Annotated in this window: 26 protein-coding genes; 7 read left to right on the top strand and 19 right to left on the bottom strand. The window is 64.2% G+C overall.

Features of this window, described 5'->3' with window-relative positions; translation table 11 throughout:
- Positions 1 to 2: 2 nt before the first annotated feature.
- From ACN0X7_RS16305 to argH, 5 genes are all read right to left on the bottom strand, one after another.
- Positions 3 to 1124, bottom strand: a complete 1122-nt coding sequence (locus ACN0X7_RS16305; protein ID WP_417519180.1) for an ABC transporter ATP-binding protein — start codon at positions 1122 to 1124, stop codon at positions 3 to 5.
- 155 nt (positions 1125 to 1279) lie between these two features.
- A complete protein-coding gene (locus ACN0X7_RS16310) occupies positions 1280 to 3814 on the bottom strand; it encodes a TIGR02302 family protein (RefSeq protein WP_417519182.1) in 2535 nt (844 codons plus the stop codon).
- A 33-nt stretch (positions 3815 to 3847) separates the two neighbouring features.
- Positions 3848 to 5140 (bottom strand): diaminopimelate decarboxylase, encoded by a 1293-nt coding sequence (gene lysA, locus ACN0X7_RS16315; protein WP_417519184.1) that lies wholly within the window; start codon positions 5138 to 5140, stop codon positions 3848 to 3850.
- Positions 5137 to 5274, bottom strand: a complete 138-nt coding sequence (gene lptM / locus ACN0X7_RS16320; RefSeq protein WP_417519186.1) for an LPS translocon maturation chaperone LptM — start codon at positions 5272 to 5274, stop codon at positions 5137 to 5139. The genes lysA and lptM overlap by 4 nt, the downstream gene beginning before the upstream one ends.
- Positions 5271 to 6665 (bottom strand): argininosuccinate lyase, encoded by a 1395-nt coding sequence (gene argH / locus ACN0X7_RS16325; protein ID WP_417519188.1) that lies wholly within the window; start codon positions 6663 to 6665, stop codon positions 5271 to 5273. The genes lptM and argH overlap by 4 nt, the downstream gene beginning before the upstream one ends.
- 25 nt (positions 6666 to 6690) lie before the next feature.
- Here argH and ACN0X7_RS16330 point away from each other — a divergent pair, with 25 nt between their 5' ends.
- The gene (locus tag ACN0X7_RS16330; protein WP_417519190.1) at positions 6691 to 7254 is read left to right on the top strand and encodes a TlpA family protein disulfide reductase; all 564 of its coding nucleotides are present in this window, start codon (positions 6691 to 6693) and stop codon (positions 7252 to 7254) included.
- 170 nt (positions 7255 to 7424) lie between these two features.
- On the opposite strand, the gene rodA is transcribed toward ACN0X7_RS16330, so the two are convergent.
- The 7 genes from rodA to ACN0X7_RS16365 form a co-directional block, all read right to left on the bottom strand.
- The gene (gene rodA / locus ACN0X7_RS16335; protein WP_417519192.1) at positions 7425 to 8558 is read right to left on the bottom strand and encodes a rod shape-determining protein RodA; all 1134 of its coding nucleotides are present in this window, start codon (positions 8556 to 8558) and stop codon (positions 7425 to 7427) included.
- A gap of 9 nt (positions 8559 to 8567) precedes the next feature.
- The gene (gene mrdA, locus ACN0X7_RS16340) at positions 8568 to 10427 is read right to left on the bottom strand and encodes a penicillin-binding protein 2 (RefSeq protein WP_417519194.1); all 1860 of its coding nucleotides are present in this window, start codon (positions 10425 to 10427) and stop codon (positions 8568 to 8570) included.
- Positions 10424 to 10939, bottom strand: a complete 516-nt coding sequence (gene mreD / locus ACN0X7_RS16345) for a rod shape-determining protein MreD (RefSeq protein ID WP_417519195.1) — start codon at positions 10937 to 10939, stop codon at positions 10424 to 10426. The genes mrdA and mreD overlap by 4 nt, the downstream gene beginning before the upstream one ends.
- Positions 10936 to 11766 carry a rod shape-determining protein MreC gene (gene mreC, locus ACN0X7_RS16350; RefSeq protein WP_417519196.1) on the bottom strand — a complete coding sequence of 277 codons (831 nt, stop codon included), beginning with the start codon at positions 11764 to 11766 and terminating at the stop codon, positions 10936 to 10938. Before mreC ends, mreD begins: the two co-directional genes overlap by 4 nt.
- A gap of 188 nt (positions 11767 to 11954) precedes the next feature.
- Positions 11955 to 12506, bottom strand: coding sequence for an HNH endonuclease (locus ACN0X7_RS16355; protein WP_417519198.1), 552 nt, complete (start codon positions 12504 to 12506; stop codon positions 11955 to 11957).
- A 153-nt stretch (positions 12507 to 12659) separates the two neighbouring features.
- A complete protein-coding gene (locus tag ACN0X7_RS16360; protein WP_417519200.1) occupies positions 12660 to 13403 on the bottom strand; it encodes an alpha/beta hydrolase in 744 nt (247 codons plus the stop codon).
- A gap of 11 nt (positions 13404 to 13414) precedes the next feature.
- A complete protein-coding gene (locus ACN0X7_RS16365; RefSeq protein WP_417519202.1) occupies positions 13415 to 14071 on the bottom strand; it encodes a DNA-3-methyladenine glycosylase family protein in 657 nt (218 codons plus the stop codon).
- A gap of 40 nt (positions 14072 to 14111) precedes the next feature.
- On the opposite strand from ACN0X7_RS16365, the gene gluQRS reads away from it, so the two are divergent.
- Both gluQRS and ACN0X7_RS16375 read left to right on the top strand, forming a co-directional pair.
- On the top strand, positions 14112 to 14993 hold the full coding sequence (gluQRS, locus tag ACN0X7_RS16370; RefSeq protein WP_417519204.1) for a tRNA glutamyl-Q(34) synthetase GluQRS: 882 nt from the start codon (positions 14112 to 14114) through the stop codon (positions 14991 to 14993).
- A gap of 42 nt (positions 14994 to 15035) precedes the next feature.
- Positions 15036 to 15695 carry a DUF2062 domain-containing protein gene (locus tag ACN0X7_RS16375; protein WP_417519206.1) on the top strand — a complete coding sequence of 220 codons (660 nt, stop codon included), beginning with the start codon at positions 15036 to 15038 and terminating at the stop codon, positions 15693 to 15695.
- A 6-nt stretch (positions 15696 to 15701) separates the two neighbouring features.
- Here ACN0X7_RS16375 and ACN0X7_RS16380 read toward each other — a convergent pair whose 3' ends face one another.
- From ACN0X7_RS16380 to folE, 5 genes are all read right to left on the bottom strand, one after another.
- Positions 15702 to 16073, bottom strand: coding sequence for a PilZ domain-containing protein (locus ACN0X7_RS16380; RefSeq protein ID WP_417519207.1), 372 nt, complete (start codon positions 16071 to 16073; stop codon positions 15702 to 15704).
- Positions 16074 to 16155: 82 nt separating this feature from the next.
- Positions 16156 to 16764: a glutathione S-transferase family protein gene (locus ACN0X7_RS16385; RefSeq protein ID WP_417519209.1), complete on the bottom strand. Its 609-nt coding sequence runs from the start codon at positions 16762 to 16764 to the stop codon at positions 16156 to 16158.
- A gap of 32 nt (positions 16765 to 16796) precedes the next feature.
- Positions 16797 to 17837 carry a rod shape-determining protein gene (locus ACN0X7_RS16390; RefSeq protein ID WP_417519211.1) on the bottom strand — a complete coding sequence of 347 codons (1041 nt, stop codon included), beginning with the start codon at positions 17835 to 17837 and terminating at the stop codon, positions 16797 to 16799.
- A 253-nt stretch (positions 17838 to 18090) separates the two neighbouring features.
- Positions 18091 to 18669, bottom strand: coding sequence for a hypothetical protein (locus ACN0X7_RS16395; protein ID WP_417519213.1), 579 nt, complete (start codon positions 18667 to 18669; stop codon positions 18091 to 18093).
- Positions 18670 to 18740: 71 nt separating this feature from the next.
- Positions 18741 to 19379: a GTP cyclohydrolase I FolE gene (gene folE / locus ACN0X7_RS16400; RefSeq protein ID WP_417519215.1), complete on the bottom strand. Its 639-nt coding sequence runs from the start codon at positions 19377 to 19379 to the stop codon at positions 18741 to 18743.
- Positions 19380 to 19611: 232 nt separating this feature from the next.
- Between folE and cysS the strand changes: the two genes are divergently transcribed.
- Positions 19612 to 20973 (top strand): cysteine--tRNA ligase, encoded by a 1362-nt coding sequence (cysS, locus tag ACN0X7_RS16405; RefSeq protein WP_417519217.1) that lies wholly within the window; start codon positions 19612 to 19614, stop codon positions 20971 to 20973.
- Between the two features lie 195 nt (positions 20974 to 21168).
- Here cysS and ACN0X7_RS16410 read toward each other — a convergent pair whose 3' ends face one another.
- Entirely contained in the window at positions 21169 to 22596 is a 1428-nt protein-coding gene (locus ACN0X7_RS16410) for an aldehyde dehydrogenase family protein (protein ID WP_417519219.1), read from the bottom strand.
- A 271-nt stretch (positions 22597 to 22867) separates the two neighbouring features.
- On the opposite strand from ACN0X7_RS16410, the gene ACN0X7_RS16415 reads away from it, so the two are divergent.
- Together ACN0X7_RS16415 and ACN0X7_RS16420 are read left to right on the top strand one after the other, a co-directional pair.
- Entirely contained in the window at positions 22868 to 23326 is a 459-nt protein-coding gene (locus ACN0X7_RS16415; RefSeq protein WP_417519221.1) for a (2Fe-2S)-binding protein, read from the top strand.
- A 27-nt stretch (positions 23327 to 23353) separates the two neighbouring features.
- On the top strand, positions 23354 to 25516 hold the full coding sequence (locus tag ACN0X7_RS16420; RefSeq protein WP_417519223.1) for a molybdopterin cofactor-binding domain-containing protein: 2163 nt from the start codon (positions 23354 to 23356) through the stop codon (positions 25514 to 25516).
- Between the two features lie 226 nt (positions 25517 to 25742).
- Here ACN0X7_RS16420 and ACN0X7_RS16425 read toward each other — a convergent pair whose 3' ends face one another.
- Positions 25743 to 26147, bottom strand: a complete 405-nt coding sequence (locus ACN0X7_RS16425; protein ID WP_417519225.1) for a hypothetical protein — start codon at positions 26145 to 26147, stop codon at positions 25743 to 25745.
- Here ACN0X7_RS16425 and ACN0X7_RS16430 point away from each other — a divergent pair.
- The gene (locus ACN0X7_RS16430) at positions 26146 to 26469 is read left to right on the top strand and encodes a hypothetical protein (protein WP_417519227.1); all 324 of its coding nucleotides are present in this window, start codon (positions 26146 to 26148) and stop codon (positions 26467 to 26469) included. The genes ACN0X7_RS16425 and ACN0X7_RS16430 overlap by 2 nt on opposite strands.
- The last annotated feature ends 73 nt before the right edge of the window (positions 26470 to 26542 follow it).

The raw sequence follows: 26542 nt of genomic DNA on the forward strand, positions 1-26542 counted from the left end.
GCTCACAGATCGTCCGGGCGATCCAGTGCCCGGCAGTCGCGTGTGCGCCAGCCCAGTGCGACCGTGTTGCCGGGTGTCAGTCCGGCCCGCTCGGTCGAATTCGGTATTTTCACGACGAAATCATCGCGGCCGCAGACGGAAATGCGGGTCCGGATGTGATCGCCCAGATAGATCAGTTCCTCGACGGTGCCGCTGACCTGCGTATCGCAGTTCGCGGCTTCCTCGGCGATCCGGACCCGTTCGGGCCGGATGGAAAGCATGGTCTGTCCGCCGACGCCCGCATCGCTGATCGACATGGCGGTCGCGATCTCGCCACTGTCCAGGCGTACCTTGCAGACGCCGTTCTCGATGGCTTCGACGGTGCCGGTCAGCTTGTTGTTCTCGCCGATGAACTGCGCCACGAAGGCGTTGTCCGGGCGCTCGTAAAGGTCGTCGGGCGGCGCAAGCTGCTGGATGATGCCGTCGTTGAACACGGCGATCCGGTTGGACATGGTCAGCGCTTCCGACTGGTCATGGGTGACGTAGACCACCGTGACACCCAGATTGTCGTGAATGTGCTTGATCTCGTACTGCATCTGCTCGCGCAACTGCTTGTCCAGTGCACCCAGCGGCTCATCCATCAGAACCAGTTTCGGATCGAAGACCAGGGCGCGGGCGACGGCCACGCGCTGCTGCTGCCCGCCCGAAAGCTGTGCCGGGCGGCGATGACCGAAGCCGCCAAGCTGGACCATGTCCAGGGCGCGGTTCACGCGCTGCTCGACCTCGGCCTTGCTCATCTTCCTGACATGCAGCGGGAACGCGAGGTTCTCGGCGACCGTCATGTGCGGAAACAGCGCGTAGTTCTGGAACACCATGCCGATGTCGCGCTTGTGCGGCGGCACGTTGTTCAGCGGTGCGCCGTCCAGAATGACCTTGCCGTGCGTGGGGGTTTCGAAACCCGCCAGCATCATCAGGCAGGTGGTCTTGCCCGAGCCCGACGGGCCGAGCATGGTCAGGAACTCGCCCTTGGCGATGTCCAGATTCAGGTTTTTGACGACGAGCGTTTCGCCATCGTAACTCTTCTGAACTTCCTGAAAACTGACGAACGGATCTCCGTCAGTGGCGCCCGTGGCAGCCTCATTCATGCATTCACTCTCTTGCCGTCCCTGCGACAGCCACGTTGGACTGTCCTTTTATGAAGCGCCCCCACCCTTGAGGGTTCTGGTTGACGCGTGTCCGGTTTCCTCCCGAACGGTTGCAGACCCTCGCAGCTTTGTTCCGCGAACGCAAGTTTGCTGCGTCAGAACTGTTTCAGCAGCCGCTCGATGTAGTCCAGTTCCAGCGGCGGACGATGGCGCTGGCCCGAACGTTTGCGCAGTTCGTCGAGGATTTCGCGCGACTGCTGCAATGTGCCCTCGCCGGGCACGATATCGCCGTTCGTGTCGCCCCAGCTCTCGGTCGGCGTCCGGCCCAGCGGATCGGTCTGCTCGCCATCCATGCCGGCCTGGCTGGCCCCTTCGTTGTTGTCGCCCGGGTTCTGACCCCTGTTGGCCATGTCCTCAAGCACCGATTCCGCACCGCGCCGCAACTGGCTGAGGGCGTCGGACTGGCTGCCGATGGCACCCTGCCTGTCGCCCTGACCCAGCGCGCCCTCGGCATCGCGCATGGACTGCTCGGCCTGACCGAGTTCATCCGGGATCTGGCCCATGTTCTCACCAAGCTGCTGCATCAGTTCGCCCAGTTGCCGGCGGATGCGTTCCTGGGCATCAGCGAGATCCTCGTCCGCCGTGTCCCCGGGCTGTCCGCCGCGTGACGGGTTCTGCGTATCAGTGTTGGGGGAGCGGCCAAACCGGTTCCGGCGTGGAGAGGCGAAGGGGTCGCGTTGCGAGGGCCGCTGTGCCTGGGGCTGCTGGCTGCGCTGCTGCCGTTCGTAGGTCTGATCCATCAGCTGCTGCTGCTGTTCCATCATGCGGCCCAGTTCGTCCATCATCTGGTCCGCCTGCTGTTCCGACTGGGACGTCTGCGACTGTGTGCCCATCTGCAGGTTCTCCAGCATGTTCTGAAGCTGCGACAGCATTTCGCGCGCCTGATCGCGCGCACCCGACCGGGACAGTTCCCTGGCCTTGTCGATCAGGTCGGACAGGGCCCGCTGCTCGACCTGCCGCGCCTGATCGCTGTTCGGCAGTTCCTCGCCGTTCTGCATCCGCTCCATGGCCTGCTGCTGCATGGAGTCCAGATATTCGTTCATGGCCTGCTGCAGTTCGTCCATCAGTTGCTGGATTTCTTCTTCCGAAGCGCCGTTGGCGAGGGCCTCCATCAGGCGTTCCTGGACATCGCGCAGCTTGTTCAGCGCGACCGCAAGCTGGCCTTCCTCAATGCGCAGGGCCGCCCGCCAGAGCAGCCGTTCATTCTCCGAGATCGTCGCGTCATCGCCGCTGTCCCGCAGTTCCGATTTCGCCAGCGACAGCATCAGATGGGCCGACAGGTCGTCGTTGTAGGTGCCGGGATTGATCTGCAGCGCCTCCAGCGCCCGGACGACCCAGCTTCGGTTGGCCTCCGCATCCTGGATCAGCTTGCGGCGCTGCTCGATAACGGCCCGGGCCGCCGGCTGCGTGAAGTTGCGCGAGGGCATGATCATGGCGACGGGGGCGCTGACGCCGATCTGGTCCGCATCGTCCCGTACCTTCAGGTTCAGTTCGACCGGCAGCCCTGCCCAGGGGTGATCGGTCAGGTCGCGGAACACGACGTCGGTGATCTTCGTCTGCCGCCGGCCCGGCAGGGGCAGTTCGATCTCCACCGCCTCATCCGTGTCCAGACGGGTGATCTGCGCGGCGATCAAGGTCAGCCCGTAATCGTCTGTCGCGTGATAGGCGATCCGGAGCGCGCCGCGCAGCGTCGGCTCGGGTGCCTCGGTGATCTCGACCGTGGGTGCGGTGTCGGGGACGATCTCGATCTGCCAGGCACCCAGCACCGAGCGGCCACGACGGATCTCCAGCAGACCGGACCCGGTGAGGGCGGTTTCAAGCTGAAGGTCGCGGTCCGTGACACGGTCGAACGGCTGGCTGTTCCCGCCGAATGCGAGAACCGGGTCGCCGGACCCGTGGAAACGGGCCAGAAGCTGGCTGTTCACGGGCACCTGGATGGTCCGCGGATCTTCGGTCGCGCCAGCCGTGATGAAAACCGGCGCGCGCCCGGTGTAGGCGGGGGGCGTGACCCAGGCTTCCAGAACGGTCTCGTCGGCCTTTCCGGCATCGAAGGAGGGGGAGAGGGCGGCCATCAGGTTGCCGCCAGGATCGGTACTGCCAATCGCCAGGCCGAGGACCAGCAGAAAGACCGCCGCGAACCGATAGGCGTACGGGTCCCGGCGGGCCATGTCCGGGTTCGGCGGCGTGACCCTCAGCGCCTCGATGCGTTCGGCCATCCGCCGCCGGTGCGCCTGCCACAGCGCCTCCGCGGCAGGGTCGCGCTGACCGAGCGCCAGATCGTCGTTCATCGCGGTCAGCGGCCGATGATCGACGCCATATGCCTCCAGCCGTCGGGTCGCCTCGTCTGCGCTGGCCGGCCGGAACCGGATGATGCCGCGCACCAGCAGGCCCGCGGCGGCGATCACAAGCGCCCCCAGGACGGCCACATGCAGCCACCCGGGCAGGGCAGTCCATATCCCGGTCACGGAAAGCGCGACGATCAGCAGGATGAGCGCTGCCGGCGGCCAGAACAGGGGCACAAGCCGCTCGACGGAGATCGACAGCCGGGTCGCGGTGCGTTTTCGCCAAAGCCGGGACTGAGCCTTCCTCTGCAGAAGGTCTGCCGTTCCGTCGGGCTTTCGCTGCGCCATCCGAACTCCTGTCATTCACTGCCCAGGTGCGAGCTACCCTGTCTCGTCGTCCGTCATCCAGGGCGGCAGCCGGTCCCGGCCGATAAGCTGGTCCACATCCTCGCGCGGGCGAACGGTGGCAAAACGATCTCCGTCCACCAGAATTTCGGCGATCAGAGGCCGGGTGTTGTAGGTCGATGCCATGACGGCACCATAGGCTCCCGCACTTTCCAGACAGAGAATATCACCCGATGCCATCTGCGGCACTTCACAATCTCTGGCGAAGGTGTCGCCGGTCTCACAGACGGGGCCGACAAGATCGGCGCGATCCCAGCCGGAGCGGTCATCGGGCTGCTTTTCCGGCAGGATCTCGTGGTGGGCGTCATACATGGCCGGCCGGATCAGGTCGTTCATCGCCGCGTCGAGGATCAGGAAGCGGCGGTCGGTCCCCTGTTTCACGTAGATGACGGACGTCATCAGCATGCCTGCGTTGCCCGCGATCATCCGGCCGGGCTCGAAGATCAGGTCGCATCCCAGATGCCCGACGGTCCGGTTGACGATGGCGGCATAGGCGTCCGGCTGCGGCCAGGGCGCGTTGCGCACATAGGGAATGCCCAGCCCGCCGCCGAGGTCGATGTTGCGGATCGTGTGCCCGTCCTCGCGCAGCGCCGATGTCAGTTCGGCGACACGGGCGAAAGCGCTTTCGAAGGGGGCAAGGTTGGTCAGTTGCGACCCGATGTGGACATCGACGCCGACGATCTCGATGGACGGCAGGGCGGCGGCCAGCCGATAGATCTCGCGCGCATGATCGAAGGGAATGCCGAACTTGTTCTCGGCCTTGCCCGTCGAGATCTTCGCGTGCGTTTCGGCGTCGACGTCGGGGTTGATGCGGAACGCGACGGGCGCCTTCACACCCATGCTCAGCGCGACTTCGGCAAGAACGGCCAGTTCAGGTTCGCTTTCGACGTTGAACTGCCTGATGCCCGCCGCCAGCGCGGCCCGCATTTCCGCCGCCGTCTTGCCGACGCCGGAAAACACGATCTTCTCCGGCGGGATGCCCGCCAGCAGCGCACGCTTCAGTTCGCCGCCCGACACCACATCCGCCCCCGATCCCAGATCCGCCAGGACCTTGATCACGGCCTGATTCGAGTTGGCCTTGATGGAATAGCAGATGGTATGGTTCACGCCGGGGTTTGCACTCGCCAGTGCGCCGGCGAACACCTTGTAATGCCGTCGCAGCGTTGCCGCCGAATAGACATAGGCCGGGGTACCCACTTCGGCGGCAATGGTCGCCAGCGGCACCTCCTCGACGTGGAGGTGACCGTTCCGGTAGTCGAAATGGTTCATGCCTTCGGCTTCATCTGCTCGGCGGGTGCCGGGGCGCCGTCCGGCGCATTCGCCGGCGGCTTCGGATCGCCCTTCTTGCCGCAGGCGGACAGGCCCAGCAGCGTCACGAGCAACAGCGTCACGAAAATCTTCATGCCAGCTTCTCCTTCCAGCGGGCGATCTGCGCGCGCACCTGCGCCGGTGCAGTGCCGCCGTAAGACTTGCGCCCGTGCACGGCCTTCTCGACCGTCAGGGCCTCGAAGACCGCTTCCGTCAGTCCGGGTTCGATGGTCTGCAGGTCGCTCAGCGGCAGGTCGCCCAGATCACAGCCCCGATCCTCGGCCATCCTGACCGCGGCACCGGTGGCGTGGTGTGCGTCGCGGAACGGCATGTCCAGGTTCTGGACCAGCCAGTCGGCGAAATCCGTCGCGGTCGCGAAACCTGACGATGCGGCATCGCGCAAGGCGGCCACATTGGGTTCCAGGTCTGCGACCATGCCGGTCATGGCGGTGATCGCCAGTTCGATCGTGTCGGCGGCGTCGAAGACGGTCTCCTTGTCTTCCTGCATGTCCTTGCCGTAGGCCATGGGCAGGCCCTTCATGACCGTCATCAGCGCGACATAGGCCCCCATCACGCGGCCGATCTTGGCCTTCACCAGTTCCGCGGCGTCCGGATTGCGCTTCTGCGGCATGATGGACGAACCGGTCGAGAAGGCGTCCGACAGTTTCACGAAGCCGAACTGCGCGGACGACCAGATGACCAGTTCTTCCGATAGCCGCGACAGGTGCATCGCACAGACTGTCGATGCGTGCAGGAAATCGAGCGCGAAATCGCGGTCGGACACGGCATCAAGGCTGTTTGCCGTCGGGCGGTCGAAATCCAGCGCCCTGGCCGTCGCTTCCCGGTCGATGGGGAAGGACGTGCCGGCCAGCGCCGCCGACCCCAGCGGGCTCTCGTTCAGACGGCGGCGGGTTTCGGCAAAGCGGTCCCGGTCGCGCCCGGCCATCTCGACATAGGCCATCATGTGATGGCCCAGGGTCACCGGCTGGGCGACCTGCAGATGGGTGAAGCCCGGCATGACGGTTTCAGCGTGCGCTTCGGCCTGGCCCAGCAGGGCCTCGATCAGTTCCACCAGCATTGCGTCGATGCGGTCGATCGTGTCCCGGATCCACAGCCTGAAATCAGTCGCCACCTGATCGTTGCGGCTGCGTGCGGTATGCATCCGGCCCGCCGCATCCCCGATCAGTTCACGCAAGCGGCTTTCCACATTCATGTGGATGTCTTCCAGGGCCGCCGAGAATTTGAAGCGGCCCTCCTCGATTTCTCGCAGAATCGTGTTCAGCCCCTCGACGATCCGGTCCAGATCGTCCCTTGTCAGGATGCCCTGGTCCGCCAACATTGTGGCATGGGCGATCGAGCCGCGAATGTCCTGCGTGTAGAAGCGCCGGTCATACCCGATCGAGGCGTTGATCTTCTCCATCACCCTGGCCGGGCCGCCTTCGAAACGGCCGCCCCACATGGTGTTGCTGTTGTTGGTGTCGGACATGAGCTTCCGGGAGGTTGGTGAAACAATGCTGCGTATGTTGGGGGCCGTTGCCCTGGGTCTGATCCTTAGTCTGCAAGTCGCCTCAGCGGAACCCCCGCTGTCGCAATTTGCGGTCGGTCACGTACAGAATTTCACCGCGCATGAAACGCCGAAAGAGATCGGTGAGGCGACTTTCCAGAACGCGGATGGCGACAAGCTGGGGTTCGAGGCCTTCAGGGGCAAGGTGGTGCTCGTCAACCTCTGGGCGACGTGGTGCGCGCCGTGCCGCCGGGAGATGCCGTCCATCGACCGCCTGGCGAAGCAACTGAACGGTGACGATTTCGAGGTTGTCGCAATTTCCGTGGACCGTGGCGGTGCGGACAAGGCGAAGGCGTTCTTCCGCGAAATCGAGGTCGAGAGCATGGACTTCTACATCGATCCCACATCCCGCCTTGGCTCCGCCTTTCAGGCATTCGGCCTGCCGCTGACGGTCATCCTGAACGCCGAGGGCAAGGAACTCGGCCGTCTGGTCGGTCCGGCCGAATGGGATACCGACGAGGCTGTCGCACTGGTCAGCGCGGCGATCGCGCAGGGCAAGGCCAAGAATTAAACCAGTCCCATCTTTTGCTGAATCGCCGGTTCTCAGACTGTCATCCCCGGTTTATCCGGGGGACCTTCCTGACTACCCGACATGCGCTGCGGTCGTTGGGTCGTCCGTTGCCCCCCCCGCACGGCGGCGGGGGTGACATGCTGAGCGTTGTGGACCGTTTCAATCCAGTTCTAACTGTCATTGCGCGCGATATCGACGTGGCGGTGTATCGAGACCGACAGGATCAGGCCGAAGCCGATCATCAGTGTGAGCATCGCCGTGCCGCCGTATGAGATCAGCGGCAGCGGCACGCCGACCACCGGCAGCAGTCCGGTGACCATCCCGACATTGATGAACACATACAGGAAGAAGGTCGCCGCAATGCCGATGGCCGTCAGCCGCCCGAACTGATTTCGCGACCGGAAACCGATGATATAGGCATAGATCAGGATCAGGGCGTAGAGGCCGAGCAGCAGCACGGCACCGATCATGCCGAATTCCTCGGCCAGCATCGTGAAGATGAAGTCGGTGCGCATTTCCGGCAGGAAGTTCAGGTGGCTCTGCGTGCCTTCCAGAAAGCCCTTGCCCGAGACTCCGCCCGATCCCAGCGCGATCTTCGACTGCATGATGTGATAACCGGCACCCAGCGGATCGCGCTCGGGGTTGAGGAACGTCAGCACGCGGCCCTTCTGATAGTCATGCAACTGGGACCAGACCACGGGCAGGGCAGCGAGCAGTCCTGCCAGGGCGAATCCGAACTTCCACAGCCGCACGCCGGCCAGGAACAGCACCACGGCACTGCCCGCGACCAGCAGCAGCGCCGTGCCGAGGTCGGGCTGGCGCAGAACCAGCGCGGTCGGTACGGCCATCAGCGCCAGCGGCGGGATCAGATAGGTGATGCGGCCGACCTCGTCGAGCGACCGGCCATGAAAATAGCGGGCAAGCGCCAGCACCAGCGCGATCTTCATGACTTCCGAGGGCTGCAGGTTGATGAAGCCCAGATTGATCCAGCGCGTCGCGCCCATGCCCGTCGTGCCGGCGATCTCGACCCCCACCAGCAGGCCCAGCGCCGCGAGATAGATGACATAGGCCCAGCGCAGCCAGAACCGGATATCGGTCAGGGCGATGGCCAGCATCAGGGCCATGCCCATCGCAAACCGCTTGATCTGCTGCATCGCCCAGGGTTCCAGAGAACCGTTGGCGGCGGAGTAGAGCATGGCAAAGCCGATGCTGGCTGTCAGCGAGATGAGCAGCACCAGACCCCAGTCGAGCCGCAGGAGCTTGCGGCCGATGCTGAGGTGGGATTCGCTGCGGCGATAGGCCATCGACATCGCTCAACCCCCGTTCTGCGCGGCACCGGCCTGCGCCAGTTCGGCTTTCGAGGGATCCAGCGTCAGCGTGTGTTCCAGAATGTCGCGCGCGATCGGCGCGGCTGCCGTCGATCCGCTGCCGCCGTGTTCGACCAGCACAGAGATGGCGTATCGGGGGGCGTCGAACGGTGCATACCCCACGAACAGCGCGTGATCGCGGGTCCGCCATTCAATGTCCTCGTTCTTCAGCACACCGGATTCGCGCTCGGCTTTCGAGATGCGCCGGACCTGCGCGGTGCCGGTCTTGCCGGCCATTTCCCAGTCCCTGTTTTCCATCTTGGAATTGCGCGCGGTGCCCTTCTTGCCATGCACGACCAGATGCATGCCTTCACGGATCACGTCCATCGCGTCATCGGACACGCCCAGCGGCTTCAGACGCACCGGCTCCGGGCGCTTGACGATCTGCGGCATGACAGCCTGCAGGCCGTTGGCGATCCGTGCGGTCATGGTCGCCAGCTGCAGCGGCGTGGTCAGCAGGTAGCCCTGGCCGATGCCCGCGATCAGCGTTTCGCCGATCTGCCACGGTTCACCGATCGCGCCTTCCTTCCAGAGCTTCGTCGGCACGACACCGGCGCTCTCGCCCGGCAGATCGGGCAGCAGTTGCTGACCCAGCCCGAACTTCTCGGACATGGCGGCGATCCGGTCGATTCCGACCTTGCGGGCGATGTCGTAGAAATAGACGTCGCAGCTCTCGGTGATCGCGTCGATCATGTTCATCCAGCCATGACCCCAGCGCTTCCAGCAATGGAAGGTGTGATTGCCCAGCTGGTGCTTGCCGTTGCAGAAGACACGGTGAGAGGTATTGACGATGCCGCTTTCAAGCGCGGCCAGCGCCACCACCATCTTGAAGGTGGAGCCGGGCGGGTAGCGGCCCGTCACGGCCTTGTTCGTCAGCGGCTTCCTCGGATTCGTGGTCAGGCGCTTCCATTCCGTCGTGGTCAGGCCGACATTGAACGCATTGGGATCGAAACTGGGTGTTGACGCCATGGCCAGCACGTCGCCGGAATAGACGTCCATGACGACCGATGCCGCACTGTTGCCCTGAAGGCGCGACATGGCGAACCGTTGCAGCCGCGCGTCCAGCGTGGTCTCGATGTCCTGTCCCGGACGGCCTTCGGTGCGCGACAGTTCGCGGATGACCCGACCGAAGGCATTGACCTCGACACGCTGGTTGCCGGCCGCGCCCCGCAACGAGGCTTCCTGGCTGCGCTCCAGCCCGCGCTTGCCGATCCGGAAGCCCGGCAGCTCCAGCAGGGGATCGCCTTCGCCCTGCTTCAGGTCTTTCTCGGACACCGGTGCGACGTAGCCGATGACGTGCGCCATGTGCGAGCGGAACGGATAGTCGCGGGTATCGCCGACGTCCAGCTGGATACCGGGCAAGTCGGGGCTTCGCACGTTGATCCGGGCGAATTCTTCCCAGGTCAGGTTGTCGACCACCGAGATCGGCACGAAGCTGCGTTTGCGCGCGGCCTCTTTCAGTACCCGCGCCCGGTCATGGGCGCTGACCGGCACGATCTCGTTCAGGGCGGCCAGCGTGGCTTCGACCGACTGTGCCTGTTCCGGCACGATCACCACGCGGAAATTCTGCCGGTTGGTCGCGACCGGGACGCCCCGGCGGTCCAGGATGCGCCCGCGCGGGGGCGCAAGCAGCCGCAGGTTCATGCGGTTCTCATCGGCCAGCATGCTGTACTGGTCCGCGTCGACCACCTGCAGGTAGTACAGCCGTCCGGCCAGTACCGTCAGCAATCCCGCCTTCAGGCCCCCCAGCATCAGGGCGCGGCGCGTGAACACGGGATAGCGCGCCTTTTCGATGCGCTCCTTCATGCCGCGTCCTCGCGGCCCAGCCGGATCGCCAGATACATCAGCGGTGCGGCGATCAGTGGAAACAGGGCGATGGTGATGGTGGCCTGCATCAGCGACGCCTCGATCGGGACGAGCGCCACCAGATAGGCGCAGGCGATGACCCACTGCGCGATCGCCACCGCGACGGCTATGATCGCAAACCCGAGCCAGCCAAGCAGAAACGGCCTGCCGGCGATGAAGCGGCGCTGGCTGGCGCATATGCCCTGAACGATCAGGAAAATCAGCGCGTTCATGCCGAGCGGTCCGCCGAGAACCAGGTCCTGGGTCAGGCCGATGCCGAAGGCCAGCCAGTGCGGCAGCAGATCGGGCCGGTGTGTCGCCCAGACGAACACGGCGATCAGCCCGAACGAAGGCAGGGCGGGACCGAGCAGGGGCGCACCGATCGGGACCGTACCCATCAGCACCAGTACAATCGTCAGCAGACCGGGCAGGGCCATCAGCAGCTGCGACGGATGCCAGCGGTCTCCGGTCATAGCCCGCCCATTTCGGGATCCAGCGTCGGCGCGCGGTAGCGCAATACGCTGACCGATTCCAGACGGCTCCACTGGACGAAAGGCCGAACGCGCAGGGCACCGTCCTCGTCCTGCGCGACGACGCCGACGGGCAGTCCGGCGGGGAAAACGCCGCCATGCCCCGATGTCACAATCCGGTCGCCCGGCCGGATCTCGGCTTCGGCTTCCATGAACATCAGCCTCGGCTGCCCACTGTTGTCTCCGGCCATGATGGCACGGCGGCGGCTCTGTTCCACCAGCACCGGAATCCGGCTGTTCAGATCGGTGATCAGCAGAATGCGCGCGGCGTCGTTGCCGACTTCCGTGACCTGGCCGACCAGGCCGCGGGCGCTGAGGACGGCTTGCTGCTGGGCGACGCCATCGCGTTCTCCGGCAGACAGCATCAGGGTCTTCACGAACGGACCGCCGGTCTCGGCGACGACCCGGGCCGTGATGTAGCGGATGCTCGACCGCGACCTGACGTTCAGCAGGCGGCGGTAATGGGCATTGTCGCGCTCCATCTGGCGGGCCACTTCCTGCCAGTGAAGCAGGCGGGCGTTCTCTTCCCTCAGGCGCGCGTTCTCGTCATAGACATTGAAGGCGTTCTCGACGCTGGCGATGGTATCGTTCACGGCACCCACGGGGCGCGACAGCACGTTCAGGACCGGCGCGGCGACATCCAGAATGGCCGTGCGAACCCGCTCGACGCCCGAAAAACCGGACCCGCCCGCCGCCAGCAGCATCACCGCGAAGGCCGCCAGCGCGGCGAAGGCGAACCGGTTGAGCATCAGACCGAAAGGGCTGACCATGCGGGCTGCCAGTGGTTTGGATGGACGTCGCACTCTCTGACCTACTCCCTGCACCGATTGCGCGACCCGTCCCCCCTCAGTCGCGCAGCCTGTTGCGTGCCCGCTTTCTATCGATCTGCGCCGATCCCCGCGAGTCCTAAATCAACCTACCGTCTCGGCCACGAATCGGGCGAAAATACGGCAGCGCCTCACGGTTCCAGCTCGATATCCCAATACAGATAGTCGCGCCAGCTTTCGTGCAGATGGTTCGGCGGGAAACCCCGCCCGACCTCGTTCAGCTGATGGGCCGTCGGCCGCTCCGGCCGGCGGCGAGGGTGCATGCCCGCCCGTTCCGGCATCCGCCCGCCCTTGCGGATATTGCAGGGGGCGCAGGCGGCGACGACGTTTTCCCAGGTGGTTCGCCCGCCGGCCCGGCGCGGGATCACGTGATCGAAGGTCAGATCCTCGTGCGCCCCGCAATACTGGCAGCTGAAGCGGTCGCGCAGGAACAGGTTGAACCGGGTGAACGCCGGGTAGGGTGCCGGTTTCACATATTCCTTCAGCGCGATCACGCTGGGCAATTGCATCGAGCAACTGGGGCTGGAGACCTGACGGTCGTAGAACTGGATGATGTTGACCCGATCCAGATAGGCGGACTTCACGGCATCCTGCCAGGGCCAGACCGACAGGGGGAAATAGCTGAGCGGCCTGAAATCGGCGTTCAGTACCAGTGCTGGATATTTCTCCGGTCTCAGATACACGGCCCTTGGCCTCCGGCTCCCGCAACGAATCCATGGTCATCAGATGGCTGAATGAAGTTTCGCCACCTGGCGATCAAAGTGCAACCGCTATGAATGCCATATCCGGTGGTTTTGACAGCCAGATGACACAAGATGTCAGCTGCTCGACCGGTTTCAGGACCGGGGCCAGCGGCTGGACCGCTGTGATGCCGCTTCGAGCCGGTCGGCAAACCCGCGTTGCACGTGGCGGATGGCGAGTTCGATACCGTCGGGGGCGATGCCGTGCCCGATGCCCGACGAGATGTGGAAGCTCACCGGCACGTTGGCGCGGCCCAGGGCTGCGGCGGCACCGAACATCGCCAGCGGCGGCACCAGATCGTCCTGATCGCCGTGAATCAGCTGGACGGGCACGGGATTGACGGCTTCGGTCTCCAGCCGGTCCGGCCCCAGCAGCGCGCCGGAAAAACCGACGATTGCGGCCGGTGCCGGCGACCGGCGAAGTCCGATATGCAGCGACATCATCGTGCCCTGACTGAACCCGATCAGCGCGAGGTCCTGTCCGGTCAGCCCGTGCCGTTCCAGTTCGTCGTCGATGAAGCCGTTCAGCACCGGTGCCACCTCGTCGGCGGCACCGGCCATGGATGCGAACCGCTCCAGCGCTGCGGCGGGGTCGCGGCTCATGCGGGACGGATCGTCCAGATTGATCGGAAACCACTGTCGGCCCATCGGCGACATGTCACAGGGGGACGGCCCGTCCGGTGCGACGAAGGCCGCATCGGGCAGGACGCGCTGCAGGTACGGGGCCAGCGCGATCAGATCGTTGCCGTCGGCACCATAGCCGTGCACCAGCACGATCAGTTTCGACGGTTTGCCGCCGCCGGCGGGCGGGACGCGCGGTCCATCCAGTTTCGCTGCCACGTTGTTTCTCCTCAGATTGAGACGGGATCGGCCCGGTTGCGGGTGACGCCGTAATACCGCCAGAGCAACTGCGCGGCGACACCGCGATGCGGTCGCCAGCGCTCGGCCAGGTCGACGAGTTGCTGCTCGGTCGGTCGCGCCTTCAGCCCCTTCACGTCCTGCGCAGCGGCCTGGAGCGCGATGTCGCCCGCAGGAAAGACGTCGGGCCGGTTCAGGGCGAACAGCAGGTAGACCTCCGCCGTCCAGCGTCCGATCCCGGTCACGGCGGTCAGGGCGGCCATGACCTGATCATCGGGCATGGTTTCCAGCGCGTCGAGACGCAATGGGCCCGAAACCACGGCTTCGGCGAGGCAATGACAGTACCGCGCCTTGGGTTTGCTCAGACCGAACCCGCGCAGCGTCTCCTGATCGTGCGCTAGTACGTTCTCGGGCGAGAAGGGCTGGATGCCGGAGATCAGCCGCGCCCAGATCGCGCGCGCCGAGGCAACCGACACCTGCTGTTCGATGATCAGCATCGTCAGGGCCTCGAACCCGCCGGGCCTGCGCCGGTCCGGCAGGGCACCGCAGACTTGGCGCGCGCGCCGCAGATCGGGGTCTGCCCTGAACAGCGCTTCAAGGCTGGCGTGCAGTTCGGGCGATTCTCCGGATTTGAACGCGGGCTGTGACATCGCGCTATTATCGCGGTCTCCTGATTCCTGTCGAGGTGACATGTCCTTCATCACACGCTTTGCCCCGTCACCGACCGGTTGGCTGCACCTGGGACACGCGTTGTCTGCGCTTGTCGTCTGGGATGTCGCGCGGCGGGCTGGCGGCAGGGTGCTGCTGCGGATCGAGGATATCGACACCGCACGCTGCAGGCCGGAATACGAACAGGGCATCCTCGACGACTTGCGCTGGCTGGGCCTGCAGGCGGAAGGTCCGGTCTGGCGTCAGTCGCAGAGGCTGCACATCTACCGGAATGTACTGGACGGCCTCAGGCGGCGGGGGCTTGTCTACCCCTGTTTCTGCACCCGCGGCGATATCCGGCGGGCGGCCACCGGCACCACCTTCGACGGGCTGCTCTATCCGGGCACCTGCCGATCGCTTTCCACGGCCGAAGCGGCGGTGCGTCTGGCCCGTGGCGAGGCTGCCGCCTGGCGTCTGAAGCTGGATTACGCGCTGGAACAGACCGGCGATATCGTGTGGCACGACGCCGTTTCCGGAACCCAGCGATGGGACGGCGAAGGCTGGGGCGATATCGTTCTGGCCCGCAAGGACATCGCCACAAGCTACCACCTCGCGGTCACCGTCGATGACGATGCGCAGGGCATCACCGACATTGTGCGCGGTCGCGACCTGTTCGAGGCGACGCATATCCACGTGGTCCTGCAGCGGTTGCTGGGGTTTCCCACGCCGCGTTATCACCATCACGACCTGCTGTTTGCGGGAGACGGCGAGAAGCTCTCCAAGCGGAAGGGCGCGGCCAGCCTTCGCGAGTCTTTCGGTGCGGAAGCCGACAGGCAGGCAATTGTGGCCGAACTGGTCGCCGCAGGTGCGTCATCGTCATTATTTGATCATCTTGGGACTGTAACAACGCATCAGGATGACTAGTATCCGCCCCTGCGGAGCACGAGACCGGCCAGCTGGAGAGACATGTCGATCGAGAAGAGCAGCGGCGAACGGGGGTTCTGGGGCAATCTCGGCCGTTTGACGCGCCACAGACTTATTGTGCCGTTGCAGCGCGGCCAGATGCCGCCAGAGTTCGTGGCACGCGGCGTGGCCGTGGGGCTGGCGGTTGCCTTCACCCCGACCGTCGGGATTCAACTCATCCTCGTGCTGGCCATCTGGGGGCTGGCGAAATGGCTGGGGCCCCGGTTCCATTTTCACATGGTCGCGGCGATGGCGTGGGTCTGGGTGACCAATCTGTTCACGATCGGGCCGATCTACTATGTCTTCCTGCTGACGGGACAGTTGATGCTGGGCCGCTTTGACGAACTCGGTTCCGTCGGGCTGGACAGTTTCACTGAACGCCTGACCGCCGTTGTCAGCGCGGACGTCGGCTTTCTGGAAGGTCTGTGGGTCGGTACGCTCGCCCTGTTCGACATCTGGGGGCTGCCGCTGTTTCTCGGCTCGCTGCCCTGGGCGATCGGCACGGCCTGGATCGGCTATGTCTGGTCGGCACGCTTCATCACCCGCTTTCGCGAGGCGCGCCGCAAGCGCTGGGAAAACCGCGCAGCCCGTCGCGCAGTGAAGCAGCAGAAGAAGAAACAGTCGGAGGTTGCCGGCAACCGTGTCAGCCCGCCCCAGACCTGAACGTGATCAGTGTCTGAGTGGCCGCGCGGGATGGTTGACGAGCCATGCGGTCAGCGCCGCACCGTGAACGGGTGACGCAAACCGGACCGCCGTGCCATCGCCGCGGTGAATCACGATTTCCGCCTTCGCGTTCCTCAACAGCGCGCCGACACTCACATGAATGCTGTCGCCGGGTTCACCCGCAATCCGGGGTTCGACGAAGATCCCGCCGTGTGAGATGTCCGTTGTCATGTGCGGTTTCTCATGGCCGTGGGCGTCCAGAATATCCAGTGCGGCGGCAATCTCGAAGCGTTCGTGCTCCCGCCGCAGGTCTTCGGGAGGCTGGAACAGGAGATGGATCTGTTTCAGCCGTCTGGCGAACTGGTTGAACCTGCTCATGCACGCGCTCCGCTGGATTGAGGGTGCCAGCGTTGCAGGAATTGATAAATCGCAGGTTAAGACGACTGCTGTGGGTCGGCGGTCAGGCGCGGGCGGTCGGTCGGGCCGACACGCGTTTCCACCAGGCGGTGAGGTTTTCCAGTTCAGCCGGAATCCGGAGACCGATCCCCTTGCCCAGCAGGACGCCGCATTGCAGCGTGATGTCGGCGACCGTGTAGTCGTCGGTGGCCAGGAACTCACGCCCCTGCAGATGCGTGTCAAAAATCACCATCTGTTTCAGGACCTTGCTCCGGCAGGCCTCGCCCCAGGCGGGAATCTGTTCCAGGCGGTCCTTCCAGAAGTCGCTCGTGTGCTGGAAGCACTGCGCACTGGGAATCGCGATCTCCAGCTCGGAGCGGCGGTTCCACATCTCGACCTGGCCCTCCTCAAGGGCGGTACGCCCGAACATCGGCGGTTCCGGATGCAGGGCCTCAAGATAGCGGCAGATGGCGACGGACTCCGTCAGAATCGTGCCGTCGTCCAGCTCCAGGGCGGGCATTTTCGCGAACGGATTGATCTTCAGATAATCGGGCGTGTGATGCTCGTTCTTCATCATGTCCATCTGGTGCATCGGGATTTCGATGCCCTTCTCGGCCATGTAGATGCGCACGCGGCGCGGGTTCGAGCCCGCAGCCAGATCATAGAATTTCATCGTTTCCCTCCCCGGGGATCGGTGCGCGCGGGTCAGTCGGTGTTGAGCAGGACCCGCTTCAGCGCCTTGATCTCTTCCAGCGCGCGGCCCGTGCCCATGGCGACGCACGACAGCGGCTCATCGGCAATGGAAACCGGCAGGCCCGTCGCATGACGCAGCACATAGTCCAGATTGCCCAGCAGCGCGCCGCCGCCTGTCAGGACGATGCCCTTGTCGACGATGTCGGCGGCCAGTTCCGGCGCGGTATGTTCCAGGGCGACCTTGCAGGCCTCGATGATCTGTCCGACAGGCTCGGCAAGGCTTTCGGCGATCTGGCGCTGGCTGATGATCAGTTCCTTCGGCACGCCGTTCATCAGGTCCCGGCCCTTGATCTCCAGCGTTTCGCCGTCGCCCTCATCGGGCGGGCAGGCCGATCCGATCGCCTTCTTCACGTGCTCGGCCGAGCTTTCGCCGACCAGCAGGTTATGGTTGCGGCGGATGTAGGCGATGATGGCTTCATCCATCTTGTCGCCGCCGACACGGACCGAGCGCGAATAGACGATGCCGCCCAGCGACAGCACGGCCACCTCGGTGGTGCCGCCGCCGATGTCGACGACCATCGAGCCGGTCGGTTCGGTGACGGGCAGGTTGGCGCCAATGGCCGCGGCCATGGGTTCCTCGATCAGGAAGACCTGGCGCGCGCCGGCGCTCTCCGCCGATTCCATGATGGCGCGGCGCTCGACCTCGGTCGAACCGGACGGTACGCAGATGATCACCCGCGGGCTGGCGAAGCCCCGGCGGTTGTGCACCTTGCGGATGAAGTGCTTGATCATGTCCTCGGCGACGTCGAAGTCGGCGATGACGCCATCGCGCAGGGGGCGGATCGCCTCGATGTTGCCGGGCGTGCGGCCCAGCATCAGCTTGGCCTCGTCGCCCACGGCAAGGACCTGCTTCTTGCCCCGGATGTTGGTGATCGCGACCACCGACGGTTCGTTCAGGACGATTCCCCGTCCCTTCACGTACACCAGCGTGTTCGCGGTACCGAGGTCGATGGCCATATCAGCGGACAGCCAGCCGAAAAGTCTGGAAAACATGGGGCGTCTACAAGCCTTCTATCTTCAAAAGTGCGCCGCAACCCGGCGACAGTGTGATCCTGTGTGAGAGAATGCGTCTAGGTTTTGGCGCAATCCACGCTGGGGCGCAACCGCTTCGTTCAGACTTGTCGTTTCGCTGCCGCACTCAGCGATGACTAGGCGGGGAATGTGGCGAAAAATTGGATGCGGTGGGAAAAACACCGGTCAGCGCTGTGCCCTTGACCGGAACCGCAGCCCTCCGGACGCTCACCTGTCAGCAGTCGGGCAGTTCGACCCTGACGGAACGGCCTGGCTGATTCTGGAAGAGTGCGTCCAGCATGGGCCCTGCCAGCCGCTCAGGTTCGCCGCAGGTTCCTTCGGTCTCGGCGCGCCGCACCCGTTCCGCTCCGGACCCGTCCGCGGACTGGACATTCAGTTCGGCGACGGCGGGATAGACGGTTTCGTCGAACCGTTCGACGCGATAGCCGAGGAACCGTTCATCGAGAAAGACCTGCTGCTGACCGTTCACGATGACGACTTCCTGAACGGTCTCATACTCGGGAATTTCGCGCTCGATCGTGACGGTACGGGGTTCACCCACGTCAAGGTTGAATCGGGCGATCAGGTCCGGGTTCGCAGTGGCCGGAACGACGCGATATCCCAGTTCCGTGAGTCTGGCGGACAGATCAGCGTTGCTGACGGCGCGTGTATCCGTCTCGGTGATCGCGATCGTCTGTCCCTGGACCGAATCCTGGCCAACGGCCGAATCCCCCGAGACCTGTACATCCTGGGAGGGCGTGCACGCCGCAATGGCGATACCCAGCAGCGAACCGGCGAGAAGTTTCCTGAACATCCATCTCATGTAAGGCGTCGCTGCGGAACTTGAACAGCGCGACCGATCACGATTTACGCCACGTCAGGCGATCAGACGCCCCGGCACAACTCCATGAAGCGCCGTTCCATCTCGCGATCTTCCTTGAACACGCCCGTGAATCGGGTGGTGATACAGGAAACGCCGGGCTTCTTCACGCCGCGGGTTGTCATGCACTGGTGGGCGGCATCGACCAGAATGGCCACGCCTTTCGGCTTCAGCACCTTTTCGAAGGTCGCGGCGATCTGCGCGGTCATGGTCTCCTGCGTCTGCAGGCGCTTGGCGTAGATGTCGATCACGCGGGCCAGCTTGGAGATGCCCACGACCTTGCCATCGGGGAAGTAGGCGACATGCGCCTTGCCGATGATCGGCACCATGTGATGCTCGCAGTGGGTTTCCAGGCGGATATCGCGCAGCATGACGATGTCATCATAGCCTTCGACCTCCTCGAAGGTCCGGCCCAGCACCTCTTCCGGATCCTCGTCGTAGCCGGCAAAGAACTCTTCATAGGCGCGGGCCACACGCTTGGGCGTATCCAGCAGGCCCTCCCGGTTCGGATCGTCACCGGCCCATTCGATCAGGGTCCTCACGGCGGCTTCCGCTTCCTCGCGGCTGGGGCGTGTCTTGCCGGTCGCGGGATCGTATTCGCGACCCTTCGTATCGGTTTTCGGGTCGTTTACCAGTGCATCCATCTGCGTCGCCGCTCCTTAAGTCTTAACCGCGCCTTGCCGACATGGCCGCGCAGTGCTTGTAACGAAGCGTAGTACGAACGCCTCACGTGTGCGGATCATCAGATGGTGTGTTCGACCGATCTGACAATCACTTCATGCAGTTTATCATATCAACCCTTCATGGCTATGCCGGGCCTTGCATGCATTGCCGCGCGCACTAAAACACGGGTTCAAACCTGTAAGGAAGCATCCGATGAGCCTGAAGATCTACAACACGCTGACCCGAAAGAAGGAGGCATTCGTGCCTGCCGATCCGGACAGGGTGACGATGTATGTCTGCGGGCCGACGGTCTATAACCACCCGCACATCGGCAACGCGCGCCCGGCTGTGGTCTTCGACGTGCTGCACCGCCTGCTGAAGCGGCTCTATCCGAATGTCATCTACGCCTCCAACATCACCGACGTCGAGGACAAGATCATCACGGCGGCCAAGGCGGAAGGCGTCGAGATCGACGTCATCACGAACCGCTATGCCGACATCTACCGGGAGGACGTGCGGGCGCTGGGCGTGATCGACCCGGACCTGATCCCGCGTGTGACCGAGACCATGCCGGAGATCGTCGCCATGATCGAACGGCTGATCGAGAGCGGCAACGCCTACGAGGCCGAAGGACACGTGCTGTTCAATGTACCGTCGTTCCCGGAGTATGGCCGCCTGTCCAACCGCAGCCGCGACGAGATGGTGGCCGGTGCCCGTGTCGAGGTCGCGCCCTACAAGAAGGATCCGGCGGATTTCGTGCTGTGGAAGCCGTCCGACGACACGATGCCCGGCTGGGACAGCCCGTGGGGCAAGGGGCGTCCGGGCTGGCACATCGAGTGCTCGGCCATGATCGAGAAGCATCTGGGCGACAGCATCGATATCCACGCGGGCGGGCAGGACCTGATCTTCCCGCATCACGAGAACGAGGTGGCGCAGAGCACCTGCGCCCATGGCGGCAAGATCTTCGCACGCTACTGGATGCACAACGGCATGCTGCGGGTCGAGGGGCAGAAGATGTCCAAGTCGATCGGCAATGTGCTGCTGATCCACGAAGTGCTGGAAAAGGTGCCGGCGGAGGCCGCACGGCTGGTGCTGATTTCCGGTCACTACCGCCATCCGCTGGATTTCTCCGAAGCCGGACTGGAGCAGGCGAAGAAGAACCTCGACCGGATCTACGGTCTGCTGGAGGGCGTCGGGGATGTGGAGGTCGACGACATCAATGCTGACGTGCGGGCAGTGCGCGACGCGCTGCTCGACGATCTCAACACGCCGAAAGCGCTGGCCGAGATCTTCCGCATCGCCAAGGCTGTCGAGCAGGGCGGGACCGAGGCCGCGACCCTGAAAGCCGCCTGCTGGTACATGGGCATCGGCCAGCAGCCACCGTCGGACTGGTTTGCGGCAAGCGACGGCAAGGCGGATGTCGATGGTGCAGAGGTCGAGGCGCTGATCGAAGCCCGCAAGGCGGCGCGCGCATCGAAGGATTTCGCCGAAGCCGACCGCATCCGCGACCGGATCGCGGCGATGGGCGTGGTGCTGGAAGACGGGCCGCAGGGCACCACCTGGCGCGTGGGCTGATCAGCGCGAAAGAAGGCGGGTTGCCCACCACGAAAAAGGGCCGACCTTGCAATCGACCCTTTCCCATACCGTGTGGCAGTGCCGTTCCGGAAATGCATGAGCCGACCGTCTGGCCGACCCATCCATCCCCGGATGGCGTCAAGCTGGAGGTCGGCGGGATGGCCAACCAGACCATCCCCATCCCGCCTGCTCAGATCACGCCGCGTTGTGGCCCAGCATGGCCTTCACTTCGAGGAATTCCTCAAGGCCCATCTCGCCCCATTCGCGACCGTTGCCCGACTGCTTGTAGCCGCCGAAGGGCGCGAACACGTCGGCCATCGCCCCGTTGATGTGCACCTGACCCGTGCGGAGCTGCGATGCGATCTTCGCCGCATGCTCGGGATCGCCGGACACATAGCCGGACAGACCGTAGGGCGTGTCGTTGGCGATGGCGACGGCATCGGCGTCATCCTCGTAGCCCAGGATCGACAGCACCGGGCCGAAGATCTCCTCGCGCGCGATGGTCATGTCGTTGGTGACGTGGGTGAAGACGGTCGGCTTGGCGTAGTAGCCCTTGTTCAGGCCGTCGGGACGGCCGGGTCCACCGGCGGCCAGCTTCGCGCCTTCTTCCATGCCCTTCTCGATCAGGGCCTGCACCTTGTTCCACTGCACGTCCGACGACAGCGGACCCATGGAGGTGTTCTCGTCGGCGGGGTCGCCCACGCGCACCTTGGCGGCGGCGGCGGCGGCAATCTCGCCGGCCTCGTCCATGCGATCCATCGGGACCAGCATTCGCGTCGGGGCGTTGCACGACTGGCCGGTATTGCCGAAGCAGGTCATGGCACCGCCGAACACGGCCTTCTGGAAATCGGCGTCCTCCAGGATGATGTTGGCCGACTTGCCGCCCAGTTCCTGCGCGACGCGCTTGACCGTCGGCGCAGCGTTCTGCGCCACCGAGATGCCCGCGCGGGTGGAGCCGGTGAAGGACACCATGTCGACGTCGGGATGGCTCGACAGGGCCTCGCCGACACCCGGACCGTCACCGTTCACCATGTTGTAGACGCCTGCCGGAACGCCGGCTTCATGCAGGATCTCGGTGAAGACGATGCCGCTCATCGGGGCGATTTCGGACGGCTTCAGGACCATGGTGCAGCCGGCGGCCAGCGCGGGCGCGACCTTGGCGGCGATCTGGTTCACCGGCCAGTTCCACGGCGTGATCAGGCCGCATACGCCGATCGGTTCCTTGGAAATGCGGGTGCTGCCACGGTCTTCGTTGAACTCGAAATCGGCCAGCAGCTTGGACATGGTCTTGAAGTGACCGATGCCGGTTGCCGCCTGCACCTTCTCGGCGAAGGTCTTCGGCGCACCCATCTCCATGCGGATGGCCTCGGCCATGTCGGCATAATGCTTCTTGTAGGCATCCATGATGGCGTTCAGAAGATCCAGGCGATCCTGCTTGGACGTCTGGGAATAGCTGACGAATGCCTTCTTGGCGGCGGCCACGGCCTTGTCGACATCGGCAGCGCTGCCCAGCGAAATCTGCGCGAATGCTTCCTCGGTGGCCGGATTGATGACATCCAGCGACTTCGGCGTCGCGGGATCGACCCATGCGCCGTCAATGTAGAACTGAAGTTTCTCGATCATGTTTCTTAAGCTCCCTGTTCGGGTTGAAAGGCGGCGACCTCCCCGGTGTCCGCCCGAATTCCAGACTGGATATAGTACGCCAGTTGTGCATCTGCATGTTTTTCAGATCGAACGGGGAATGGCAAGGGCAGCAAAAAATGCCCCGTGCCCGGTTCGGCATTCATTCCGGTGGCGAGCTCAATTGTGAATTGCACGCAATACACATCTATCTACCATCCAATACTTGGAATTGCTCGGGGACCTGCTCCTCGATGAATGAGGAGGAAGTTTCATGATCCAATTGACCGTCAACGGGGCGCAACGATCCGTCGATGTCGATCCCGATACCCCGCTTCTGTGGGTTATTCGCGATGAATTGAAGATGACCGGCACGAAATTCGGATGCGGTATTGCGGCATGTGGTGCCTGCACCGTGCACATGGACGGGGTGCCGGTCAGATCCTGCCAGATGCCCGTGGAATCGGTCGGCGAAGCCCGTATCACGACCATTGAGGGCGTCGACGGAAAGGCGGCTGACGCAGTGCAAAAAGCCTGGGTGGAACTGCAGGTGCCGCAGTGTGGCTATTGCCAGTCAGGACAGATCATGTCTGCGGCAGCGCTGCTGGTGGAAACGCCCAAACCGACCGATGACGATATTGACGCGGCCATGTGGGGCAATGCCTGCCGGTGTGCCACCTATGTCCGTATTCGCAAGGCGATCCACCGCGCCTCTGAAATCATGGAGGCCTGATCGATGTTGCCACATATGATGGAACGCATGAGCCGGGAAACACCGTCGGTCAGCCGCCGGAGCTTTCTGAAATTCACCGTGGGTGCCGGTGCCGGGCTGGTGATCGGCCTGAACCTGATGCCGTCGGCCGCCACGGCCTCGGAAGGTATGGCGACCTTCAATCCCTTTGTCAGCATAACGCCCGATGGGATGGTGACGGTCCTGATCAAGCATCTGGACAAGGGGCAGGGTATTGCCACTGGACTGGCGACACTGGTCGCCGAAGAGCTGGACGCTGCGCCGGAACATATCCGGGTCGAGTTCGCGCCCGCAGATGCCGAGAAATACAAGAACCTGTTTTTCGGACTGCAGGGCACCGGCGGTTCGACGGCCATCCCGAACGCCTTCATGCAGTATCGCGAGGCCGGGGCGACCGCCAGAAGAATGCTGATGGCAGCCGCCGCCGCGCGCTGGGATGTCGCTTCGGCAGACCTGAGTGCCGCAGACAGTGTCGTCAGGCACGAGGAATCGGGACGCAGCGCGTCGTATGGCGATCTCGCGGCAGAGGCCTCGAAACTGGTGCCGCCAGGTGAGGTAACACTCAAGGCACCGGACCAGTGGCGCTATATTGGAAAGGCGTTCCCCCGCGTCGATGTGCCCGAGAAGTCGAAAGGCGCTGCGGGCATTTACGGCATGGATGTTCAGCTCGACAACATGCTGGTCGCTGTCATGGCACATCCGCCCAAGTGGGGCGCGACGTTGAAGTCGGTCGATGCCTCCCAGGCGAGGAAGGTCAACGGGGTCGTCGAAGTGCTGACCATTCCGCAGGGCGTCGTTGTGCTTGCCACGTCGACCTGGCCTGCCATCAAGGGCAGAGAGGCGCTGACGCTGGATTGGGAAGAAAGCGCGGCCGAGACCCGGTCGACAGGCGATCTCATGGAAGAATACAGGAAACTCGCCGACACCGAGGGGGCGAAGACCCATCGTCACGACGATGCCGAGGGCGCGCTGGAAAACGCCGTCAGGACCGTCGAGGCCGTTTACGAATTCCCGTATCTCGCGCATGCGCCGATGGAACCGATCGACATCACCGTTCAGTTTGACGGGGAAACGGCCACCTTCTGGACAGGATCGCAGCTTCAGACGCTCGATCACGGCACGGCTGCGGCTGTGCTCGGGATCGATCAGTCGCAGGTCGCCATCAATACGCTCTGGGCAGGGGGATCGTTCGGGCGCCGGGCGATCGGCGATAGTCACTATACGGCGGAAGCCGCTGCCATCGCCAAGGCATGGGGCAAGCCGCAACCGATCAAGCTGATCTATACCCGCGAGGACGACATCCGTGGCGGCTATTACCGTCCTGCCTACGTTCACAAGGTCAAGGCAGGCATCGACGAGAGCGGCAGTATCGTCGGTTGGCAGCATCGTATCGTCGGCCAGTCGATCCTGGCGGATACGATCTTCGAGCAGTTCCTGGTGAAGGACGGTATCGACGATACATCGGTCGAAGGCGTCAGCGACATGACCTATGACGTCGGGGCGATGAACCTGGAGCTGCATTCGACGAAGGTCGGCGTGCCGGTGCTCTGGTGGCGATCGGTCGGTCACACGCATACGGCCTATGTTGTCGAGACGATGATCGACCAGCTGGCCGATGCGGCTGGCGAAGATCCGGTCGCGTACCGCCGAAAACTTCTGAAGGATGACGAACGGAAGCTTGGCGTGCTCAACCTCGCGGCGGAGAAGGCCGGCTGGGACACGCCGCCACCCGAAGGCCGTCACCGTGGCGTGGCAGTTCACAAGTCCTTCAATACCTACGTCGCCGAGATCGTCGAGATCAGCCTGGGCGATGGCGGTTCGATCAAGGTCGAGAAGGTGGTCTGCGCCGTCGATTGCGGTGTGGTTGTCAATCCTGACAATGTCCGCGCCCAGATCGAAGGCGGAATTGGATACGGGCTTGGCGCAGTGCTGCGTAACGAGATCACGCTGACAGACGGTACGGTCGATCAGGCGAACTTCGATACCTACGAGCCACTGCGGATCGACGACATGCCGGAAGTCGAGGTGCATATCGTGGACTCCGGCCTGCCGCCGACCGGCATCGGAGAACCGGGCACGCCGCCCATCGGACCTGCTGTCGCCAACGCGGTTTCACGCGCGACGGGCGACAGCATACGCACGCTGCCTTTCATCAAGCACGGCATCGTCTGACCTGCCGGAACCTCGCCTGAGGCCCGGAATGCCAGCCCTCAAATCCGGCGTTCCGGGCCGCGTCCGGCTGCCTGACCGATTTCGCATTTGCCCGCAACGGTGTGAGACGCCAAACTCCGTCGCGTGAAGTGTGTGCCGCCGGAGGTTTGCTGATGCGCGCAAGGTTTACCGGACTGGGCGCAGCGGGCGTGTGCGTGTGCTTTCTGCTGGCCGCCTGTTCCTCTTCCTACGATGCTCTGCGCCCGCAGAAGGTCGGCGAAGGCCGGACGATCGAACAGGCGATGGGTCTGCCGCCAGCGCCGGTCGCCCCGCCAAGATCCGAACCGGCAGCCACGGCAAAGCCGCCCGCACCCGCGGCTGTCGCGAAGGCACCGCCGGCGGCGGCTGCGAGACCGCCCGCACCCGTTGCCGCAGCGCAGCCCGCTACGCCGGCACCTGTTGCCAAGGCACCCGCACCATCGGCCATGCCGGCGCGGACCCGGCCTGCGGAAACGCCCGCCGCCGCGCCGGAACCGAAACCGGCAGCCCGGGCGCGGGTGCCCTCGATCCTTGTCGATGTGGAATCACGGGATCCGGCAACCGGAAAATGGGTGTTCAGGATCGCGTCGGAGGTCGTGTCCGAGGCTGACATGATGACGATCATTCCCTACCTGCCGGGGCTGTTTGCCCAACAGTCGCCGATGGCCGGATACGCCTATCTCAGCGGTACCATCATCCTGGCCGAACGCTGTGACGACCAGGACCCGACGGCCGGGCCGGGGTGTCCGGCCCATCTGTCGACGATGGAGATCGTCGTGGACCGCGATGCGCCGCTGGAACCGGACATGATCCCGATCGCCGGGGCCATCGGACAGTTGCAGACGTTCGAGAAGGCGATGAAGGAGCGGCACGGCGCGTTCCAGTACCTGCTTTGCACCGTTCCGTTCGCGCAGTGCGTCGCAGATCGCGGCTAGAGCGTCCCCATATTTGATTGAATCGATTTAGGATTCCCAAATCAGTCTGGTTCTGATTCAACATGCTGGCTGG

The organism is Minwuia sp. (genome assembly GCF_048263705.1).
Lineage (GTDB): Bacteria > Pseudomonadota > Alphaproteobacteria > Minwuiales > Minwuiaceae > Minwuia.

Excerpts from the sequence above, each read along its gene's own strand:
- ACN0X7_RS16395 (WP_417519213.1), bottom strand. The coding sequence starts at position 18,669 with ATGTTCAGGAAACTTCTCGCCGGTTCGCTGCTGGGTATCGCCATTGCG.
- ACN0X7_RS16420 (WP_417519223.1), top strand. The coding sequence starts at position 23,354 with ATGAGCCGGGAAACACCGTCGGTCAGCCGCCGGAGCTTTCTGAAATTC.
- mrdA (WP_417519194.1), bottom strand. The coding sequence starts at position 10,427 with ATGAAGGAGCGCATCGAAAAGGCGCGCTATCCCGTGTTCACGCGCCGC.
- ACN0X7_RS16380 (WP_417519207.1), bottom strand. The coding sequence starts at position 16,073 with ATGAGCAGGTTCAACCAGTTCGCCAGACGGCTGAAACAGATCCATCTC.
- ACN0X7_RS16310 (WP_417519182.1), bottom strand. The coding sequence starts at position 3,814 with ATGGCGCAGCGAAAGCCCGACGGAACGGCAGACCTTCTGCAGAGGAAG.
- ACN0X7_RS16330 (WP_417519190.1), top strand. The coding sequence starts at position 6,691 with ATGCTGCGTATGTTGGGGGCCGTTGCCCTGGGTCTGATCCTTAGTCTG.
- ACN0X7_RS16305 (WP_417519180.1), bottom strand. The coding sequence starts at position 1,124 with ATGAATGAGGCTGCCACGGGCGCCACTGACGGAGATCCGTTCGTCAGT.
- cysS (WP_417519217.1), top strand. The coding sequence starts at position 19,612 with ATGAGCCTGAAGATCTACAACACGCTGACCCGAAAGAAGGAGGCATTC.
- mreC (WP_417519196.1), bottom strand. The coding sequence starts at position 11,766 with ATGGTCAGCCCTTTCGGTCTGATGCTCAACCGGTTCGCCTTCGCCGCG.
- ACN0X7_RS16425 (WP_417519225.1), bottom strand. The coding sequence starts at position 26,147 with ATGTCAGCCTCGGACACGACCTCCGACGCGATCCTGAACACCCATTTT.
- gluQRS (WP_417519204.1), top strand. The coding sequence starts at position 14,112 with ATGTCCTTCATCACACGCTTTGCCCCGTCACCGACCGGTTGGCTGCAC.
- ACN0X7_RS16430 (WP_417519227.1), top strand. The coding sequence starts at position 26,146 with ATGATGACGATCATTCCCTACCTGCCGGGGCTGTTTGCCCAACAGTCG.
- argH (WP_417519188.1), bottom strand. The coding sequence starts at position 6,665 with ATGTCCGACACCAACAACAGCAACACCATGTGGGGCGGCCGTTTCGAA.
- rodA (WP_417519192.1), bottom strand. The coding sequence starts at position 8,558 with ATGGCCTATCGCCGCAGCGAATCCCACCTCAGCATCGGCCGCAAGCTC.
- ACN0X7_RS16385 (WP_417519209.1), bottom strand. The coding sequence starts at position 16,764 with ATGAAATTCTATGATCTGGCTGCGGGCTCGAACCCGCGCCGCGTGCGC.
- lysA (WP_417519184.1), bottom strand. The coding sequence starts at position 5,140 with ATGAACCATTTCGACTACCGGAACGGTCACCTCCACGTCGAGGAGGTG.
- folE (WP_417519215.1), bottom strand. The coding sequence starts at position 19,379 with ATGGATGCACTGGTAAACGACCCGAAAACCGATACGAAGGGTCGCGAA.
- ACN0X7_RS16365 (WP_417519202.1), bottom strand. The coding sequence starts at position 14,071 with ATGTCACAGCCCGCGTTCAAATCCGGAGAATCGCCCGAACTGCACGCC.
- lptM (WP_417519186.1), bottom strand. The coding sequence starts at position 5,274 with ATGAAGATTTTCGTGACGCTGTTGCTCGTGACGCTGCTGGGCCTGTCC.
- ACN0X7_RS16410 (WP_417519219.1), bottom strand. The coding sequence starts at position 22,596 with ATGATCGAGAAACTTCAGTTCTACATTGACGGCGCATGGGTCGATCCC.
- ACN0X7_RS16415 (WP_417519221.1), top strand. The coding sequence starts at position 22,868 with ATGATCCAATTGACCGTCAACGGGGCGCAACGATCCGTCGATGTCGAT.
- mreD (WP_417519195.1), bottom strand. The coding sequence starts at position 10,939 with ATGACCGGAGACCGCTGGCATCCGTCGCAGCTGCTGATGGCCCTGCCC.
- ACN0X7_RS16375 (WP_417519206.1), top strand. The coding sequence starts at position 15,036 with ATGTCGATCGAGAAGAGCAGCGGCGAACGGGGGTTCTGGGGCAATCTC.
- ACN0X7_RS16390 (WP_417519211.1), bottom strand. The coding sequence starts at position 17,837 with ATGTTTTCCAGACTTTTCGGCTGGCTGTCCGCTGATATGGCCATCGAC.